Annotated in this window: 18 protein-coding genes and 1 tRNA gene; 10 read left to right on the forward strand and 9 right to left on the reverse strand. The window is 68.8% G+C overall.

Annotation, left to right across the window (positions count from 1 at the left end; translation table 11 throughout):
* The 4 genes from RMO30_RS06050 to RMO30_RS06065 all read right to left on the reverse strand — a co-directional run.
* Nucleotides 1-1,236 (reverse strand): FtsW/RodA/SpoVE family cell cycle protein (locus RMO30_RS06050; RefSeq protein WP_397427906.1); only part of this gene is annotated, 1,236 nt, incomplete at its 3' end.
* Nucleotides 1,233-2,498 carry a protein phosphatase 2C domain-containing protein gene (locus tag RMO30_RS06055; RefSeq protein WP_309710792.1) on the reverse strand — a complete coding sequence of 422 codons (1,266 nt, stop codon included), beginning with the start codon at nucleotides 2,496-2,498 and terminating at the stop codon, nucleotides 1,233-1,235. The genes RMO30_RS06055 and RMO30_RS06050, both read right to left, overlap by 4 nt.
* Nucleotides 2,499-2,502: 4 nt before the next feature.
* Nucleotides 2,503-3,027: an FHA domain-containing protein gene (locus RMO30_RS06060; RefSeq protein ID WP_309710795.1), complete on the reverse strand. Its 525-nt coding sequence runs from the start codon at nucleotides 3,025-3,027 to the stop codon at nucleotides 2,503-2,505.
* A gap of 7 nt (nucleotides 3,028-3,034) precedes the next feature.
* Nucleotides 3,035-3,730, reverse strand: a complete 696-nt coding sequence (locus RMO30_RS06065) for a DUF3662 and FHA domain-containing protein (protein WP_309710798.1) — start codon at nucleotides 3,728-3,730, stop codon at nucleotides 3,035-3,037.
* A 136-nt stretch (nucleotides 3,731-3,866) separates the two neighbouring features.
* Between RMO30_RS06065 and RMO30_RS06070 the strand changes: the two genes are divergently transcribed.
* Nucleotides 3,867-3,950: transfer RNA gene (locus tag RMO30_RS06070), tRNA-Leu, on the forward strand.
* 97 nt (nucleotides 3,951-4,047) lie between these two features.
* Nucleotides 4,048-4,938, forward strand: coding sequence for an EamA family transporter (locus RMO30_RS06075; RefSeq protein ID WP_309710800.1), 891 nt, complete (start codon nucleotides 4,048-4,050; stop codon nucleotides 4,936-4,938).
* Here RMO30_RS06075 and RMO30_RS06080 read toward each other — a convergent pair.
* Nucleotides 4,928-5,803: a bile acid:sodium symporter family protein gene (locus RMO30_RS06080; RefSeq protein ID WP_309710803.1), complete on the reverse strand. Its 876-nt coding sequence runs from the start codon at nucleotides 5,801-5,803 to the stop codon at nucleotides 4,928-4,930. The genes RMO30_RS06075 and RMO30_RS06080 overlap by 11 nt on opposite strands.
* Before the next feature lie 52 nt (nucleotides 5,804-5,855).
* Here RMO30_RS06080 and RMO30_RS06085 point away from each other — a divergent pair, with 52 nt between their 5' ends.
* Nucleotides 5,856-6,899 (forward strand): NAD(P)-dependent alcohol dehydrogenase, encoded by a 1,044-nt coding sequence (locus RMO30_RS06085; protein ID WP_309710806.1) that lies wholly within the window; start codon nucleotides 5,856-5,858, stop codon nucleotides 6,897-6,899.
* Between the two features lie 14 nt (nucleotides 6,900-6,913).
* Here the strand turns inward: RMO30_RS06085 and RMO30_RS06090 are convergent, their stop codons facing one another.
* Together RMO30_RS06090 and RMO30_RS06095 are read right to left on the reverse strand one after the other, a co-directional pair.
* Nucleotides 6,914-7,891 (reverse strand): Gfo/Idh/MocA family oxidoreductase, encoded by a 978-nt coding sequence (locus tag RMO30_RS06090; protein WP_309710809.1) that lies wholly within the window; start codon nucleotides 7,889-7,891, stop codon nucleotides 6,914-6,916.
* 4 nt (nucleotides 7,892-7,895) lie between these two features.
* Entirely contained in the window at nucleotides 7,896-8,462 is a 567-nt protein-coding gene (locus RMO30_RS06095) for an alpha/beta hydrolase (RefSeq protein WP_309710811.1), read from the reverse strand.
* 35 nt (nucleotides 8,463-8,497) lie between these two features.
* Between RMO30_RS06095 and RMO30_RS06100 the strand changes: the two genes are divergently transcribed.
* On the forward strand, nucleotides 8,498-9,136 hold the full coding sequence (locus tag RMO30_RS06100; protein WP_309710814.1) for a LysE family translocator: 639 nt from the start codon (nucleotides 8,498-8,500) through the stop codon (nucleotides 9,134-9,136).
* Between the two features lie 25 nt (nucleotides 9,137-9,161).
* Here RMO30_RS06100 and RMO30_RS06105 read toward each other — a convergent pair whose 3' ends face one another.
* Nucleotides 9,162-10,688 (reverse strand): molybdopterin-dependent oxidoreductase, encoded by a 1,527-nt coding sequence (locus RMO30_RS06105; protein ID WP_309710819.1) that lies wholly within the window; start codon nucleotides 10,686-10,688, stop codon nucleotides 9,162-9,164.
* Nucleotides 10,689-10,707: 19 nt separating this feature from the next.
* Between RMO30_RS06105 and RMO30_RS06110 the strand changes: the two genes are divergently transcribed.
* Nucleotides 10,708-11,541 carry an MBL fold metallo-hydrolase gene (locus tag RMO30_RS06110; RefSeq protein WP_309710823.1) on the forward strand — a complete coding sequence of 278 codons (834 nt, stop codon included), beginning with the start codon at nucleotides 10,708-10,710 and terminating at the stop codon, nucleotides 11,539-11,541.
* Here RMO30_RS06110 and RMO30_RS06115 read toward each other — a convergent pair.
* Complete coding sequence (locus RMO30_RS06115) at nucleotides 11,538-12,890, reverse strand: MFS transporter (RefSeq protein ID WP_309710826.1); 1,353 nt, start codon at nucleotides 12,888-12,890, stop codon at nucleotides 11,538-11,540. The two genes, RMO30_RS06110 and RMO30_RS06115, sit on opposite strands and share 4 nt — an antisense overlap.
* 85 nt (nucleotides 12,891-12,975) lie before the next feature.
* Between RMO30_RS06115 and RMO30_RS06120 the strand changes: the two genes are divergently transcribed.
* The 5 genes from RMO30_RS06120 to RMO30_RS06140 form a co-directional block, all read left to right on the forward strand.
* On the forward strand, nucleotides 12,976-13,428 hold the full coding sequence (locus tag RMO30_RS06120) for a rhodanese-like domain-containing protein (RefSeq protein WP_309710829.1): 453 nt from the start codon (nucleotides 12,976-12,978) through the stop codon (nucleotides 13,426-13,428).
* Between the two features lie 101 nt (nucleotides 13,429-13,529).
* Nucleotides 13,530-14,210: a GntR family transcriptional regulator gene (locus RMO30_RS06125; protein ID WP_309710832.1), complete on the forward strand. Its 681-nt coding sequence runs from the start codon at nucleotides 13,530-13,532 to the stop codon at nucleotides 14,208-14,210.
* Nucleotides 14,207-15,724 carry an MmgE/PrpD family protein gene (locus tag RMO30_RS06130; protein WP_309710834.1) on the forward strand — a complete coding sequence of 506 codons (1,518 nt, stop codon included), beginning with the start codon at nucleotides 14,207-14,209 and terminating at the stop codon, nucleotides 15,722-15,724. The genes RMO30_RS06125 and RMO30_RS06130 overlap by 4 nt, the downstream gene beginning before the upstream one ends.
* Nucleotides 15,725-15,872: 148 nt before the next feature.
* The gene (gene prpB, locus RMO30_RS06135) at nucleotides 15,873-16,781 is read left to right on the forward strand and encodes a methylisocitrate lyase (protein WP_309710836.1); all 909 of its coding nucleotides are present in this window, start codon (nucleotides 15,873-15,875) and stop codon (nucleotides 16,779-16,781) included.
* 2 nt (nucleotides 16,782-16,783) lie between these two features.
* Nucleotides 16,784-17,811: bifunctional 2-methylcitrate synthase/citrate synthase (locus RMO30_RS06140; protein ID WP_309710837.1), on the forward strand; the 1,028-nt coding region annotated here is incomplete at its 3' end.

Here is a 17,811-nt window from a genome sequence, read left to right on the forward strand (position 1 = left end):
CGCGACGACGAACGACAGTCCGACACCGAGCAGGCGGCCGAAGTCGTCCTGCCCGGTGAAACCGATGCGGAACCCGCGCGAGACGAACAGCAGGTAGAGGGCCAGGATGGCGAACAGCCCGATCAGCCCGAGCTCCTCGCCGAGGCTGGCGACGATGAAGTCGCTTTCGGCGAGCGGGGTGATGTCGGGATTGCCCCGCCCGAGACCTGTGCCGGGAAGGCCGCCGTCGGCGAGCCCGAACAGTCCGTTCGCGAGCTGGAAGCTTCCGCCGCCCTGCTCGTACAGGTCGCTGTCAAAGGTGTTCAGCCAGCCGTAGAAGCGACCGCCGACATACTCGAGGCTGCGGGCCGCGATCCAGGCGCCGCCGACGAACAGCACAACGCCGAGCACGACCCAACTCGGGCGGCCGGTCGCGACGTAGATCATGACCAGGAACAGGCCGAAGTAGAGCAGGCCGCTGCCGAGGTCGCGCTGGAAGACGATGACCGCCATCGACAGCAACCAGACGACCAGGATCGGCCCGAGGTCGCGGATGCGCGGGAAGGTGAAGCCCAGGATGCGCCGACCGACGATGCTCAGCGAATCGCGTGCCGTCACGAGGTAGCCGGCGAAGAACACGGCCAGCGCGATCTTGGCGATCTCGCCGGGCTGGAAGGTGGCGACGCCCAGGCTGATCCAGGCCTGCGCTCCGTTGACGTTGCGCCCGATGATCGGCAGGAATGGCAGCACGAGAAGGACGATGGCGACGAAACCGGCGACGAAGCGGTAGCGCTGCAGAACCCGGTGGTTGCGGATCAGCACGAGTACTCCGCCGGCGGCGAGCACCGCGATGGCCGACCAGACGACCTGCCGCACCCCGAAGGCATCCCAGCCGGTGTCGCCGTGTGCGATGTCGAGCCGGGTGATCTCGGCGATCCCGATCAGGTTGAGCACGGTCGCGATCGGGACGAGGAACGGGTCGGCGTCGGGGGCGACGACGCGCATCGCCACGTGGAGTCCGAGGATCAGCACCGACAACCCGATCGTCAGGCCGAGCACCCCGGGATCGAGGCGGCCGAGTGCGCCGAATTCGGCGAGAACGAGAGCGGTCAGCCCGATCGCGATCGCGAACAGCAGCAGACCCAGTTCGAGGTTGCGCCGGCGTGACGGGGTGCGCAACCGGATCCGGATGCTCTCGGTGAAGGCCGGTCCCGCAGTCGCGTCGATCGGCGGGCTGGCGGTCACTCCGGTGCTCACGGGTCGGCCCCGGATTCGACGACCCGGTGCAGGCGATCAAGGATGTCGTGAGCGTCGCGCAGATCATCGGCGTTGATGGTCGCCTCGACCTGCCGCCGCTCGAACATCGGCAGATCCTCGGCCCGCACCTCGGAACTCTGCTCGACGTGCGAGAGCGAGATCGGCCCGATGTTCTGCTGCACGCCCTGGAAGATCGCGACCGTGCCATCCTCGGCGACTCCGACGTAGTAGTGGGTTTGGGTCCACTGGTAGGCGAGAACGACGGCCGTCACGATCGCCGCGATCGCGATCGCCACGACGAGGAGCCAGGTGACCCGGCGGCGACCCGCCCGTTTGCGGTCCTCCTCGATCAGCTGCTCGAGGAACTCCTCACGCTCGGGCTCGAAGTGCGCGTCTTCCGGAGGGGTCGACTTGAGGGGGTGCAGCAGAAGCGTCGGGAGGCGGATGGGACGCCGCTCGTCCTCGGCGCCGTCGAACATGAGCGGCGCGGCAGCGGAGCCGACGAAACCCGCGGGCTCCGAGGCCGCGACCGGTTCGCCGCCGTCGATGTCGGCGATCACCACCGTGACGTTGTCGGGCGCGCCGTGGTCGAGGCTCTCTTTCACCATCCGATCGGCGGCGCCCTGCGGGGAACGCACGGCGGCGAGGATCGACGCGAGCTTGTCTTCCGAGACGTAGCTCGACAACCCGTCGGAGCACAACAACCAGCGGTCGCCGGACTGGGTGTCGAGAATCTTGGTGTCGATCTCGGGGGCCGCGTCGACATCCCCCAAGACCCGCATGAGTACGGAGCGGCGCGGGTGAACGGCCGCCTCGTCGGCGGTGATGCGGCCTGAGTCGACGAGGCGCTGCACAAAGGTGTGATCGGCGGTGACCTGCGTGAGTTCGCCGGCCCGGAAGCGGTAAACGCGCGAATCGCCAATGTGGACGAGCGCGACCTGATCGCCAACGCGCAGGATGCCCGACACTGTCGTACCCATCCCGGTCAGCTCGCTGTGCTCGAATACCGTCTCGGCGAGCAGCGAGTTCGCGGCGATCATCGCGGCGCGAAGGGCGGCCTCGGCGTCCTCGACGGCGGCGAAGTCGGTGTCGGCCTCCGCGAGCCGTTTTGTCGCGATCGCCGACGCGACGTCTCCGCCGGCGTGGCCGCCCATCCCGTCGGCAACGATGAACAGGTGCCGACCCGCGTACCCGGAGTCCTGGTTGTTCGACCGGATCCTGCCGACGTGGGAGACGGCCGCACTGAGCGGGGTGAACGTCACGCGCCTACCGCCGCAACTCGAAGGTGGTCGTGCCGATCGTCACCGGCGTGCCCGGCAGCACCGCCGTCGGCAGGGTCACCCGGGTGCCGTCGAGGAAGGTGCCATTCGTCGAGTCGAGGTCTTGGATCACCCAGTTCTCGTCCCACAGCATGAGTCGCGCGTGGTGGGTGGAGGTGTAGTCGTCGCGGATCACGAGCCCCGACTCGCTCGAGCGCCCGATCGTCAACTGCTCGGGAGGAAGGTCGATTTCGACTCCCTCGCGCGGGCCCGAGATGATCACCAGCCGTGTCGGTGTGGCCGCGGTCGCCGCCGGGTCAGCTCGAGCGACCGGCTCGGTGGCGGGAGGGGGAATGGATGCCGCGGCCCGAGGCGCGGGGGCGGCCTCGAGCGGGAGCGGGGCGGGCGAGACCATTCGACGCGCACGCTGCCCGAACAGGTCGGAGCGCAGCGAGTAGATGACGAAGAACACGAAACCCCAGAGCAGCAACAGGAATGCCAGCTGCAGCACGAGAAGGGTGAGTTCGCTCATTCCGGGCCTACCGCAGATCCGCGAACTGGTCGACATCCGCGGCTTGCGCGAGCACGCGGAACACGATTCGGGTGCGGCCGATCTCGATCACCGAGTCGGCCGGCAGCGGCGCCTTGGTGACTGGCTGCCCGTTGAGCTTCGAGCCGTTCGTCGACCCGAGGTCGTTCACCTGGCCGCGAGTGCCATCCCAGAGGATCTCGACGTGCTTGCGTGAGGTGCCGGTGTCATCCACGGTGATGTCGGCCTCGCTGCCGCGCCCAATCACGGTGCGGGCCTTCGTGAGCGGGTAGCGCTTGCCGCCGATGTCGAGCACCGGGTTCCACGCGATCGCACCCTTCACGTTCTGCGAGTCGATGCTCACCGTTCCCTCGGTGATCGCGGGATCGTGTTGCAACTCGATCGAAATGCCGCCGGCAAAGGCATAGCGCTGAGCCGTGGCGTGCTGCTGCACGAGCTGGGTGAACTCGTCGATGAGCGCAGGTCCCAGGTTCACCATCCGCTCGAAATCGCCCTTCGCCAGCCGCACGACGAAGCGGTTCGGCACGAGGATGCGGTCGCGCGCGACCACCGCCGCCTTCGTGTCGAGTTCGCGGCGGAGGGCCGCGGTCACCTCGAGGGGCTGCAGACCGCTCTTGAAGGCCTTCGCGAACGCGCCGTTGACGACGCGTTCGAGGCTTTTCTCGAAGCTGTCGAGGATCCCCACGCGGCCCCTTCGGATGCAGACGGCACCCCGAGCGGGGGCCGGTACGGTGATTCGATGTTAGTCGGCGAGGCCTCCGAACCGGATGAGAGACGCCAGGGGTCCTGAGGAGCGCCCGTCGTGATACCGTTGCGGTCGCGCGCGAGTGGCGGAATTGGCAGACGCGCTGGCTTCAGGTGCCAGTACTCGCAAGGGTGTGGGGGTTCAAGTCCCCCCTCGCGCACACAACAACGAAAGGCCCCGGCCGCGTCTGGATGACCGAGTCCGGGGCCTTTTTCCGTCGCCTGAGCGCGTCGGCGGGTCGACCTAGGCTGAGCCATATGAGCGCCTCGGACCGATTCGGCGGGGCGGCCGTCGCCTCGGGGATGGTGGTCGCCGGGCTCATCTGCCAGGAGGTCGGCGCCGGGGTCGCCGTGCTGCTGTTTCCGTCGACCGGACCCGTCGGCACGGTCACGCTGCGTCTCGTGTTCTCGGCGATGCTGCTGCTCGCGATCTTCCGACCGCACTTCCGCGGCAGATCGCGAGCGGACTGGCTCACGGTTGCCGGGTTCGGAGTCGTGCTCGGCGCGATGAACGTGCTGTTCTACCTCGCGCTCGAGCGACTGCCACTCGGGCCGACCGTCACGATCGAGTACCTGGGACCGCTCGTGCTCTCGGTCGTCATCGCGCGCCGCGCCTCGGCCTGGCTGTGGGCGGCGCTCGCGTTCGCCGGGGTGGCGTTGCTCGGGCGCGGCGGGTTCGACCACCTCGATCCGATCGGCGTCGGGTTCGCCGCGGGCGCCGGGGTGCTGTGGGTCGGCTACATCCTGATGTCGGCGCGCACCGGCAAACGCTTCGCCCGGCTCGACGGTCTCGCCATCGCGGCGGCGATCGGCGGACTCGGGGTGCTGCCGTTCGGTATCGCGACGGCCGGGTCGGCGTTCCTCGATCCGTCGGTGTTGTTGTTCGGGCTCGGCGTCGCCGTGCTGTCGTCGGCGATCCCCTATGGGCTCGAGCTGCTCGCCCTGCGTCGGTTGCCCGCCGACACCTTCTCGATCCTGTTGAGCCTCGCTCCTGCGCTCGCCGCCGGGGCCGGATTCGTCGTGCTGCACCAGACGCTCGAGGTCTGGGACCTGGTGGCGATCGCGCTTGTCGTCGTCGCGTCGATGGGCGCCGTCCGGGCGGCGAACCGCCGTCGGGAGCTACCTCCCGCTGGCGAGATCACGCCGTAGCGGGGGGCGCCTCCTTCGCGACGCGGCCCCGAATGAGGAAACCGAACGCGAGGGCGACGAAGAACATCAGCACTCCGTAGATGGCGGCGGGAAGGGACATCTCGACGCTGCCGATGACGGTTTGCGCGATGACGATCGCGAGGGTCGCGTTGTGGATGCCGATCTCGAAAGCGCTCGCCACCGCCTGCCGCGGTTCCACCCGGAACAGCCGCGGCACGAAGAATCCGATCGTCAGGCTGAGGGCGCAGAACAGGATCGTGATGCCGGCGAGGCGACCGATGTTGTCGAAGAAGAGTTCGCGGTTGGAGATGAGCGCGCCGACAATCACGATCGCGAGGATGATCATCGACGCGATACGCACGGGCTTGTCCATCCGGTCCGCGAACGCGGGCGCGAGCCGCCGCACGAGCATCCCGAGCACGATCGGCACGAGCACGATGAGGAAGACTTCGACGGCCTTGTTGAACTGGATGCCCAGCCCCTCCTCGTTCGGCAGGAAGATCGAGATTGCGAGATTCGTCAGCAGCGGCAGGGTGAACAGCGCCACGATCGAGTTGATCGCCGTCAGGGTCACGTTGAGCGCGACATCCCCGCGGAACAGGTGCGAGTAGAGGTTCGCCGTCGTGCCACCGGGCGCCGCGGCGAGCAGGATCATGCCGACCGCGAGGATCGGAGGCAACTGGAAGAGCACGACGAGCCCGAAGCAGATCGCCGGCAACAGGATCAGTTGACAGGCGAGGGCGATCAGCACCGCCTTCGGATGCTTTCCCACCCGGGCGAAGTCGGCGGGGGTGAGCGAGAGCCCGAGCCCGAACATGATGATGCCGAGGGCGACCGGGAGACCGATGGTTGTCAACGCTGACATGCGCACATCGTGGCAGAGCGTGCGCCCAGCGGCGAGCACCTAACGTGGTGGGGTGCTGACTGTCACTGCCTACGCTGCCGCCTCTCCCACCGCCGACATCCTCCGGACGACGATCGAGCGTCGTGACGTCGGGCCCGCCGACGTGCTCATCGAGATCGCCTACGCGGGCATTTGCCACTCCGACATCCACACCGTGCGCGGCGACTGGGGCGCTCAGACCTACCCGCTCACGGTCGGGCACGAGATCGCCGGTGTGGTGTCGGCGGTCGGATCCGACGTCACGAAGTGGGCGGTCGGCGATCGGGTCGGCGTGGGCTGCATGGTGAACTCCTGCCGGGATTGCGTCAACTGCCGGGCCGGGCTCGAGCAGTACTGCGAGAACGGCAATGTCGGCACCTACGCGATCGTCGATCGCGACGGCACGGTCACCCAGGGCGGGTACTCGACCCACATCGTCGTCGATCAGGACTTCGTGCTGCGCATCCCGGATGCCATCGACCTCGCCGTCGCCGCGCCCCTGCTCTGCGCGGGCATCACGACCTACTCGCCCCTCAAGCACTGGAACGCGTCGCCCGGCCGCAAGGTCGCCGTCGTCGGAATGGGCGGTCTCGGCCACCTCGGGGTCAAGCTCGCCGTCGCGCTCGGCGCCGAGGTCACGGTGCTCTCGCAGTCGCTTGCCAAGGAGGCAGACGGCCGCGCGTTCGGCGCTGCCCACTACTACGCGACGAGCGATGCCGCCACGTTCGAGAAGCTGAAGAACGAGTTCGACCTCATCCTCAACACGGTCTCGGCAGAGATCGACCTTGCGGCCTACCTCAAGTTGCTGCGCCTCGACGGGGTGCTCGTCAACGTCGGCGCCCCGCCCGAGCCGCTCCCTGTTCCCGTCTTCGCGCTGTTCGGCAACCGCCGGTCGTTCGCGGGATCGAGCATCGGCGGCATCCGCGAGACGCAGGAGATGCTCGACTTCTGCGCCGAACACGGCGTCGTGCCCGAAACGGAGCTCATCGCCGCCGACGAGATCACCGCGGCCTGGCAGCGCGTGCTGAACTCCGACGTGCGCTACCGCTTCGTGATCGACATCGCGACGATGGCCTGAGGCGCGAACGGCGGTCAGCCCGGGTAGCTGAGCCCGATCTGGCGGCGCACCTCGTCGAGGGTCTCCATGATCGCGACGGTCTGTGACGGCGGGAGGATGTCGCCCTCGAGTTTTCCCGAGGCGACGATGCGTTCGAGTTCGGCCGTTTGGAACTGCATGCCCCGACCAGGGTCGCGCTCGTCGAACCGTTCGACCACTTCGCCGGCAGCGTCGTAGCGGGTGAAGGCGGTTTGGGTGTACCAGACCGAGTCGATTTCGATGCGCCCCTCGGTGCCGACGATCGCGGCGCGGTTCGGGCCGGTGCCGCTCATCTGCACCTGCATCACGGCGTGAGCGCCCGACGGGTAGCCGAGGATGATCGCGGTCTCGCGGTCGACGCCGGCATCCGTCATCGTGGCGTGGGCAAGAACGGTGTCGGGTGCGCCGAGCACATCCCAGGCGAGTGACACGGGGTAGATGCCGAGGTCGAGCAGCGCACCACCGCCGAGCTCGGGGCGGATCAACCTCGCGATGTGGTCGATCTTCTGGTCATGGTCGGCCGTGACCGTGCGCACCTCGCCGAGCAGACCTGCGGCGAGGATCTCGCGAATGCGCACCATGTGCGGCAACCAGCGGGTCCACATCGCCTCGAGAATGACGAGCTTCTTCGAGGTAGCCAGGTCTACGAGCTCTTGCGCTTCAGCGGCATCCATCGTGAACGGCTTCTCGACCAGCACGTGCTTGCCGCCCTCGAGGGCGAGACGCGCGGTCGCCGCGTGGGTCGGGTGCACCGTCGCGATGTAGATCGCGTCGATACCCGGGTCGGCCGCGAGTTCCTCGTAACTGCCATACGCCGTCGCGATGTCGAACTCGTCGGCGAATGCCTGCGCCTTCGCGAGATCCCGGGCGGCAACCGCGGTGACGGTGTAGCCGTGCTGCTGCATGTCGCCCACCTGCATGCGGGCGATGCCGCCCGCCCCCAGGATGCCCCAGCGAAGTCCGCTATTCGTCATACATTCAGCTTGGCACCTCTGGGTCGGCGAGCGTCCACTCGAGGATGCGCGGCCACGGCCCGAATCCGGAGTCGGGGGTGAGATGGCCGCCACCGGGTACCGGCTCCACCGGGATCGCAGCGTCGATCGCGTAGTCAGCGTGCACCCCGCCGGGCGAGTACGAGTCGCCCTCCCCGTCGAACACGATCTGTTCGACGCCCGGAAGCGCGGCAATCGACGGCGGGTGCTCCACGAAGGGTGCGACGACCGTCGGCCGCAACACCGCTGGCGACGGGATCGCGACGAGGGCGAGGCGAGAGACGAGCCCGGGCGACCCGCCGCGCGCGCGGTGTGTGAGCCAGAGGGATGCCGCGAGGCTGTGCGCGATGAGGGTCACCGGGCGCTCGCCTCGGGTCACCAGCCCGTCGAGCAGATCGAGCCAGGTGGCGAGGTCGGGGGCGTCGGGGTCGGGCAACTGCGGGTAGTCGACATCCCGGCCCTGCGCGCTGAGCTGGTCGAAGAGCCAGTGCTGCCAGTGGTCGGTCGGGCGGCGGTTCTCCCAGCCGTGGAGGATCACGAAACGGCTCTGCATCCGTCGATCGTTCCCGACCGGAGTACCGTGGCGCCATGCTTCCGCTGCCAAATCTCCTCGCATTCCTGGCAGCCGCGATCGTGCTCGTGATCATGCCCGGCCCGACGGTGCTGTTCGTCGTCGGCCGCTCGCTCGCGCTCGGGCGGCGCGGCGGGCTGCTGAGTGTGCTCGGCAACGCGATCGGCATCGTGCCGATCATCGTCGCGGTGTCGTTCGGCGTCGGGGCGATCATCACCCAGTCGACCGTCGTGTTCACGATCCTCAAGTTCGCCGGTGCGGCCTACATCGTCTTCCTCGGCGTGCAGGCGATCCGGCACCGCACGCGCACCGCCGAGAGCATGACGGCGGGAGTCGCGCCCAAGTCGACCCGGCGGATGCTCGGTGAAGGGTTCGTCGTCGGCATCACCAACCCGAAGACGATCGCCTTCTTCGTCGCCGTGCTGCCGCAGTTCGTCGCCCCCGAAGCCGGCTGGGTTCCCGGCCAGATGCTGCTGCTCGGCGGCATCTTCCTCGTGCTCGCGTTGCTCAGCGATGGGGCCTGGGCGCTCGCCGCCGGGTCGGCCCGCGACTGGTTTGCGCGCTCGCCGAAGCGGATCGAGCGACTCGGAGCGACCGGCGGAGTCATGATGATCGGCCTCGGCGGCGTCCTCGCATTCACCGGCGCGAAAGAGTAGGTCGCGACCCGCCCGCTGACGCGCGCTACTCGACCACGTCGATGGTGACGGTGTGGTGGCCGGTCGCCCCATCGGGCGCGACACCGGCCAGCTCCGCGGTCTGCACCTCGCCGTCGACGCTGGTCGCCCGCACCTTCAGCACATGCGACCCGGGGTCGGCATCCCAGCGGTAACGCCACTGCACCCAGGTGTCTTCCGAGATCGCCGAGGCGAGCTCGGCATCCCGCCACGGCCCGTCGTCGATCGACACCTCGACGCCGGCGATGCCCGTGTGCTGGTGCCATGCGACACCCGCAACGACCACCTCGCCCGCACTGGCCGAACCGCGGGGAACGTCGATGCGCGACGAGATCTTGACCGGGCCACGGGCACTCCAGCCACGGTCGGTCCAGTAGCCCCGAGCCTTGTCGAAGCGGGTGATCTGCAGCTCGACCACCCACTTCGTCGCCGAGACGTACCCGTAGAGACCGGGCACGACCATCCGCACCGGGAAGCCGTGTTCGAGTGGCAGGGGCTCGCCGTTCATGCCGATCGCGAGGATCGCGTTGCGGTCGTCGGTGAGCGCTTCGAGCGGGCTCGACGCGCTGAACCCGTCCGAGCTGCGCGAGAGCACCATGTCGGCGTCGCTCGTCGGTTTCGCACGCGCGAGCAGCTCGCGGATCGGGTAGCCGAGCCAGAGTGCGGTGCCGACGAGTTCGCCGCCGACCGGGTTCGATACGCACATGAGCGTCGTGTGGCTCTCCTCGAGCGGCAGGGCGATGAGCTCGTCCCAGGTCAGCTCGATCTCGTTCTCGACGAGCCCATGGATGCGCAGGCGCCACGTGGCCGGGTCGAGGTTGGGAACCTGCAGCGCAGTGTCGATGCGGTAGAAGTCGGCGTTGGGCGTGATCACCGGGGTGAGACCGTTGACACCGAGTTCCGCCCCGGCGGGCACGGGAGCCGCGGCAACGTCGGGCGTCGGAAGAGTGAACGTCTCGCGCACCGCGGTGACGACGCGGGCTCCCGACTGCAGGGCGAACCCGCTGACCGCCGCGAGCGCGCCGATCACGCCCGCACCACCGGCCCAGCTGAGGAACCGCCGCCGGCTGAGATCGCCGACCGGCGGCGGCTCAACCGGCCGGCGGTTCAGCAGCGCGGTGAGCGCGAGCGTCGCGGCGACCGTCGCAACGGTGGCCGGCACCGCGTCGAGAATGGATGCCCCCGCCCGCGTCACCGCCGCCACGATGCCGAAGATGCCGCCGGCCGCGATCAGCAACCGGGCGAGCAACGGGCGGCGGGATTGCAGCACACCGGCAGCGGCCGCGAGAGCGACCAGCACCACACCGATGCCGACGAGCAGTGCCACCTTGTCGGCGGTGCCGAAGAGGGCGATCGCGGCATCTTTTGCCCACGAGGGCGCGACGTCGATGAGCAGCGAGCCGACCACGAGCACCGGGCTGGCCCGCGGCGCGAGGAGTCCGGCGACGAGTTCGGCGACGCCGAGACCGAACGCGACCGCCGCTACCCCCGCGATCGCGGGGAACAGCCACGACGGAAAACGCCGTTCGGTCATGGGTGCAGAATACGGAACTATGGCTTCGAAGAAGACGTCCTCCGACAAGAAACCCGGCCTGGGGATGCGGGTCACCCGCATCGGCGGGCCCACGGCCCTCGTCGAGTTCGATGGCTGGCGCATCCTCACCGATCCGACGTTCGACCCTCCTGGCCGACGCTACGGCTTCGGCCCGGGGGCTTCCTCGGTCAAGACCACCGGGCCGGCCATCGCGCGGGACAACCTCGGTCGCATCGATGCCGTCCTGCTCAGCCACGACCAGCACGGCGACAACCTCGACGATGCCGGCCGGGAATTCCTCGCCGACGTTCCCGTCGTCGTCACCACCCGGTCCGCCCGCAAGCGACTCGGCGGCGACAACATCGTCGGGCTCGACACCTGGCAGACGACCACGATCGAACGCGCCGGAGGTGCCCGCCTGGTTGTCACCGCGACCCCGGGCCGACACGGGCCGCCCCTCAGTCGCCCCATCGTCGGACCTGTCGTCGGCTTCGCGGTCGCGCTCCCCGGCGAGAGCACCACCGCGCTGTGGATGAGCGGCGACACCGTCGACTTTTCCGGCCTCCACGACGTCGCGCGTCGTCTCGATATCGACGTCGCGCTCATCCATATCGGCGCTGTCCGCTTCCCGATCACCGGACCGTTGCGCTACACCCTCGACGGTCGCCATGCCGCTCGCGTGCTCGACCGCCTCGCGCCGCGGGTCGCCATCCCGGTGCACTACGAAGGCTGGAGCCACTTCTCCGAACCCGAGCCGCAGACGCGCGCGGCCCTCGAGCGATCGAGGCTGAGCGACCGCGTCCGCTGGCTCCCGCTCGGCGTCGCCGTCGACATCCCTGCCCGGGCGGACTAGGGAGTGGGCTGCCGCGCGTCGTAGTCTCGGAAACCGCGCTGCACCCGCACGAGCAACGCGATCAGCCCGATGATGAGGATGCCGCCGAGCACTGGGGGGAACCACAACGCCACCGCGGTCGCGAACACGCCGACGTAGAGGTCGCCGATGCGCGGCCCACCGGTGACGACGACGGTGAAGATGCCCTGCAGCCGCCCTCGCATCCCGTCGGGGGATGCCATCAGCAGCATCGTGCTGCGGAAGATCGCGCTGATTTCGTCGCTCGCGCCCATGCCGAACATCGCGAAGGCAGCGATGCCGAGAGCGACGGGGTTGACCTCGCTGAACTCCGTGCCGACTTCGGCGACCCATCCGTTTGCGAGGCCGATCTGCATGCCGAGCACGGTCAGGCCGAGCAGGAGCACAAAGCCGCCGTAGACGGTGATCGCCCGGCCGATCGCCACCCCGTGCCGGTGCACCTGCCCGACGGGCCCGCTGAACAGGCTGGCGAAGAAGGTGCCGACCGCCATCGCCGCGGTCAAGATGCCGACGGTGACCGGGCCGCCGCCGAAGACGAGCACCCCGAGTGCGGGGAACAGCACGTGCGGGCGGCCGAAGGTCATCGCGACGATGTCGACGAAGAACGACATGCGGATGTTGGGAGCTGTGCGCAAAAAGTCGACGCCCTGCTTGAGCGACTTCCACCCCGGGCGCTCGACGCCTTCCGACGGCGCCATCCGCGGAAGCGTGACGATGCCCAGGAACATCGTCGTGAACAGCAGGATGTCGACGAGGTAGGTCCAGCCGTAGCCCACCGCAGCGACGAGCACACCAGCGAGCGCCGGCCCGAGGGTGAGCTGCACGCCGAACGAGATTCCGTTGAGTGCGCTCGCGGCGGGCACCAGGTGGCCTGGGATGAGGCGCGGGGTCACCGCGGCACGCGTCGTCGACTGCACTGTCGACGACACCGAACTGAGGGTCGCCAACAGATACAGCGGCCAGACCGCAACCGTGCCCGCGGGGAGCCCGGCGTCGTACCAGGCGATGAGGGCAAGCCCGATCACCGAGGTCCAGCCGACTAGGGCGCTCACGATGAGCACCCGCTTGCGGTCGAACGCGTCCGCGATCATGCCGCCCCAGAGGCCGGCGACGATCAACGGGATGAGCGCGATGCCCCCGACCAGCGACACCGCCAGGGTGGACGCGGTGATGTCGTAAACCTGGAGGCCGACCGCGACGACCGTCAACTGGGCGCCGACCCCCGAAATCGCCCCGCCGAACCACAGGCGGGCGAACGGCGGCGAGACGCGCAGCGGGGTGGTGTCGACGAGCCGCCGACGCTTCGGCGCACCCGTGGTCTCGTCGGTCACTCGGCTGAGCGTACTGGCGGCAGTTCCTCGATCGCTGTCCGTCGCGCTACTGGCCGGATGTCACCGCGGCTCCTACCGTGGAGCCATGACCGTCACCGTCGTTGACCGAGCCGCTGCCGTCGAACACTTCGCCGCGAAGCTCCGCTTCGAGACCGACCCGTCCGACGTCGCGGCAGCCTTCGCTGCGGGCGATGACTTCGTGCTCGTCGACTCCCGCGGTCACGTGCCGTGGCACCAAGGTCGGATCGTCGGCGCCATCCACCTCCCGCACGCTGAGATCCCCGCCCGCGCGGCGGACCTCATCCCGATCACGACGCCCGTGGTCGTGTACTGCTGGGGCCCAGGATGCAATGGCTCGACGCGCGCAGCCCTGCAGTTCAGCAGGCTCGGCTACGCCGTGAAGGAGATGATCGGCGGCTTCGAGTACTGGGCGCGCGAGGGGCTCGAGATCATCGACGACTCGGGCTCGATCACGCGCGCTGTCGACATCCTGACCGCCCCTCGCGGGTCGGGTGGGGCGATCAGCTGCGACTGCTGATCACCTGTTCTGCATACCGAACGCGCCTCCGACGGGTCTACCTACATCCGATCGCTTCGTTTTGTATACAAACGGGTCGGATCAGCGTATCGTGAACCCTCGTGGCGCGCGCGAGTGATTCGGCTTACAAGGCCCTGCGGGAGCAGATCCTGCATTGGCAGCTGCTTCCGGGCACGCCGCTCTCGGAGATCGAACTCGCCGAGCGACTCGGGGTCTCGCGCACCCCGTTGCGCGCTGCCCTCGCCCGGCTCGCGCTCGAAGGCCTCGTCGACACCTCCCGCGGTCGCACCGGCGTCGTCTCGGATGTCTCCGCCGCCAGCATCACCGATCTGTTCGAGCTGCGCGAAGCACTCGAAACCCAGGCTGCACGTCTCGCGGCTCGGCGCTGCGACCCCAACGTGTTCGACGCGCTGGCGGCACGGTTCGCATCCGCCCCCGAACTGCTGCTGACCGAGGGCAGCGACGCGTACTACGCGCTCGTCACCGAGTTCGATGCGGCGCTCGACCACGCCCTCGGCAACGCGGTATACCGGGGCGCGCTCGACGGCGTGCGGCTGCACCTCGCGCGGGCCCGCCGCATCGCGACCGCAAACCCCGACCGTCTGGCGCGCTCCGCCGAAGAGCACCGGCTGATCTGCACGGCGATCCGCGATGGGGATGTCGCGCTCGCCGCATCCGCGACGACCGTGCACCTCAACGCATCCCTCACCACCATCCTCGAGACGCTCGAGGCCCGCACCCCGGCCGGCCATCCCGCATCGGGCCAGAAAGGCAGCGCATGAAGCTCCACCCGCTCCGCACCTACCGCTCCGACGAGAACCTCGCGAAAGAGGATCAGCTCGCGTGGAAGGTCGCGCTGGTCGCCGTCGACCCGGTTGCCGTCGAGCCTGAGGTCGCCGAGATGATCGTCAACCGCGTCATCGACAACGCGGCGGTCGCGGTCGCGTCGATCGGCAGGGCTCCTGCCGTCGCAGCGCGCGGGCAGGCAGAGGCCCACCCGGTTTCGACAGGCTCAACCAACGGTGGCGGGGGATCGACGGTCTTCGGGGTGGAGGGGCGGTACAGCCCGGAGTGGGCGGCGTTCGCGAACGGGGTCGCGGTGCGCGAACTCGACTACCACGACACTTTTCTCGCCGCCGACTACTCGCACCCCGGCGACAACATCCCGCCGATCCTTGCGGTCGCGCAACACGTCGGTGCCGACGGCGCGGCGCTCGTGCGCGGCATCGCGACCGGCTACGAGATCCAGGTCGACCTGGTGAAGGCGATCTCGCTGCACCAGCACAAGATCGACCATGTCGCCCACCTCGGCCCGTCGGCAGCAGCCGGCATCGGCACGGTGCTCGGCCTCGATCCGTCGGTGATCTACCAAGCCGTGTCGCAGGCCCTGCACACGACGACCGCCACCCGGCAGTCGCGCAAAGGCGAGATCTCGACCTGGAAGGCCTACGCCCCTGCCTTCGCAGGAAAGATGGCGATCGAAGCCGTCGATCGGGCGATGCGCGGGCAGACCTCGCCCTCGCCGATCTGGGAGGGTGAGGACGGCGTCATCGCCTGGCTGCTCGATGGACCCGAGGGCCGGTACGAGGTGCCGTTGCCCGAGGCGGGCGAGGCCAAGCGCGCGATCCTCGACACCTACACCAAGGAGCATTCGGCCGAGTACCAGGCACAGGCGTGGATCGACCTCGCCCGCGACTTGGGCGCTCGGCATCCCGAACTGCGCGACCCGGCGAACGTGACACGCATCGTGCTGCACACCAGCCATCACACCCACTACGTGATCGGCTCGGGAGCCAACGACCCGCAGAAGTTCGACCCCACCGCGAGCCGGGAGACGCTCGACCACTCGATTCCGTACATCTTCGCGGTGGCCCTCCAGGACGGCAGCTGGCACCATGTCGACTCGTATCTGCCGGCGCGGGCGGGGCGACCCGACACGGTCGCGTTGTGGCACAAGGTGTCGACCGTCGAAGACCCTGAGTGGACCCGCCGCTACCACTCGAACGACCTCACCGAGAAGGCGTTCGGGGGCCGCGTCGAAATCGACCTCGCCGACGGGTCGCGCATCGTCGACGAGATCGCGGTTGCCGACGCGCATCCGCTCGGCGCCCGGCCGTTCGCCCGCGAGCAGTACGTCGGCAAGTTCCGATCTCTCGCCGCCGGGGTGCTCGCCGACGCCGAGATCGAGCGCTTCCTCGACGTCGCGCAACGTCTGCCATCCCTGACCGCCGGCGAACTCGTCGGTCTCAACGTCGTCGCTCCCGGGCTACCGACGCCCCCGAAGGGACTGTTCTGATGCTGGCGCACGAGCCGATTCCAAGGAAGCTGTGCATGCTCGACGCCCGGCTCGTCGGAAGGTGTCAGCAATTTCGGCACGCGGGCGCCGGAGCCGACGGCTGGTTCCTTGGAATCGGCCACCACACCCCGAGAAGGGAAGCCTTCTGATGCTGCACTCCACCGTCACGCCCGCCGAGAAGCGGCAGGCCTTCCGCGCGGGCCTCGCGAGCGGACGCATCCAGCGGTTTCCCGGCGCGTTCACCCCGCTCAGCGCCCGCCTCATCGACGACAAGGGCTTCGAGGGCGTCTACATCTCGGGTGCCGTCATGGCGAACGAGTTGGGGCTTCCCGACATCGGGTTGACGACGCTCACCGAGGTCGCTCAGCGCGGCGCGCAGATCTCCCGCAACACCGACCTGCCGACGCTCATCGACGGCGACACCGGGTTCGGCGAGCCGATGAACGTCGCCCGCACGGTGCAGGTGCTCGAGGATGCCGGCGTCTCGGGCGTGCACCTCGAAGACCAGGTGAACCCGAAGCGCTGCGGGCACCTCGATGGCAAAGATGTCGTCGACGAGAAGACGGCCGTCAACCGCATCCGGGCCGCCGTGCAGGCCCGCCGCGACCCGGGTTTCGTGATCATGGCGCGCACCGACATCCGCGGGGTCGAGGGGTTGGCGGCGGCGACGGAACGCGCGAAGGCGCTTCAGGATGCCGGCGCCGACGCGATCTTCGCCGAAGCGATGGCCGACCTCACCGAGTTCGAGGCGATGCGCGCGGCGGTGGACGTGCCGATCCTCGCCAACATGACCGAGTTCGGAAAGAGCGACCTGTTCACGGTGCAGCAGCTGCAGGATGTCGGGGTGAACATGGTGATCTTCCCGGTGTCGCTGCAACGCATCGCGATGGGCGCGATCGAGCGTGGGCTCGACGCTCTCGCCGCGACCGGGACGCTCGCCTCCGAGGTGCCCGCGATGCAGACCCGGTCCCGCCTCTATGAGGTCGTCGACTACTCCGCCTACGGTGAGTTCGACGCGAATGTCTTCACCTTCGACTTGAGAAACAACAGGAGCTGACCATGGCTGACAGTGACATCAAGAAGGGCCTCGCGGGCGTCGTGGTCGACACCACCGCGGTCTCGAAGGTCAACCCCGACACGAACTCGTTGCTCTACCGCGGCTACCCCGTGCAGGAGCTCGCCGCGAAGTGCACCTTCGAGGAGGTGGCCTACCTGCTTTGGAAGGGCGAGCTGCCCGACGCCGATCAACTCGAAGGCTTCGAGCGGCTCGAACGGTCGCGCCGGCACCTCCCGACGGTGGCGAAGGAGGCGGTCGACCTGCTGCCCGTCGACGCTCACCCGATGGATGTCGTGCGCACCGCCGTGAGCGCGCTCGGCGCCGCCGACCCGAACGCCGCCGACGCCGACCCGGAGGCGAACCTCGACAAGGCGATCACCCTCTTCGCGCAACTGCCGGCGATCGTCGCCTACATCCAGCGTCGTCGCCGGGGCCTCGACCTCGTCGAACCGCGCGACGACCTCGGGTACTCGGCGAACTTCCTGCACATGGCCTTCGGCGAGGTGCCTGACCTCGTCGTCGTGACCGCCTTCGACGTGTCGATGATCCTGTACGCCGAGCACTCGTTCAACGCGTCGACCTTCACCGCGCGGGTGGTCACGTCGACGCTCGCCGACCTGTACTCTGCGGTCGTCGCGGCGATCGGCGCGCTCAAGGGTCCGTTGCACGGCGGGGCGAACGAGGCCGTCATGCACATCTTCGACGAGATCGGGTCGGCTGACGCCGCGGAGGGCTGGCTGGATGCTGCGCTCGCCGAGAAGCGCAAGATCATGGGATTCGGTCACCGGGTCTACAAGAACGGGGACTCCCGCGTGCCGACCATGAAAGCGGCGCTCGACACCCTGGTCGAGGAGTTCGGTGCGCAGGACCTCGCCGCCCTGTACGACGCGCTCGAGAACGCGATGGTCAGCACGAAGGACATCAAGCCCAACCTCGACTACCCGAGCGGCCCGGCCTACCACCTGATCGGCTTCGACACCGAGCTGTTCACCCCGCTCTTCGTGGCATCGCGCGTGACCGGCTGGACGGC

The organism is Pseudolysinimonas sp. (assembly GCF_031389465.1).
GTDB lineage: Bacteria > Actinomycetota > Actinomycetes > Actinomycetales > Microbacteriaceae > Pseudolysinimonas_A.

Bases quoted from the DNA above. Each gene is read 5' to 3' on its own strand.
- RMO30_RS06060 (WP_309710795.1), bottom strand. From the start codon at position 3,027: ATGAGCGAACTCACCCTTCTCGTGCTGCAGCTGGCATTCCTGTTGCTG.
- RMO30_RS06075 (WP_309710800.1), top strand. From the start codon at position 4,048: ATGAGCGCCTCGGACCGATTCGGCGGGGCGGCCGTCGCCTCGGGGATG.
- RMO30_RS06080 (WP_309710803.1), bottom strand. From the start codon at position 5,803: ATGTCAGCGTTGACAACCATCGGTCTCCCGGTCGCCCTCGGCATCATC.
- RMO30_RS06090 (WP_309710809.1), bottom strand. From the start codon at position 7,891: ATGACGAATAGCGGACTTCGCTGGGGCATCCTGGGGGCGGGCGGCATC.
- RMO30_RS06095 (WP_309710811.1), bottom strand. From the start codon at position 8,462: ATGCAGAGCCGTTTCGTGATCCTCCACGGCTGGGAGAACCGCCGCCCG.
- RMO30_RS06100 (WP_309710814.1), top strand. From the start codon at position 8,498: ATGCTTCCGCTGCCAAATCTCCTCGCATTCCTGGCAGCCGCGATCGTG.
- RMO30_RS06105 (WP_309710819.1), bottom strand. From the start codon at position 10,688: ATGACCGAACGGCGTTTTCCGTCGTGGCTGTTCCCCGCGATCGCGGGG.
- RMO30_RS06110 (WP_309710823.1), top strand. From the start codon at position 10,708: ATGGCTTCGAAGAAGACGTCCTCCGACAAGAAACCCGGCCTGGGGATG.
- RMO30_RS06120 (WP_309710829.1), top strand. From the start codon at position 12,976: ATGACCGTCACCGTCGTTGACCGAGCCGCTGCCGTCGAACACTTCGCC.
- RMO30_RS06130 (WP_309710834.1), top strand. From the start codon at position 14,207: ATGAAGCTCCACCCGCTCCGCACCTACCGCTCCGACGAGAACCTCGCG.
- prpB (WP_309710836.1), top strand. From the start codon at position 15,873: ATGCTGCACTCCACCGTCACGCCCGCCGAGAAGCGGCAGGCCTTCCGC.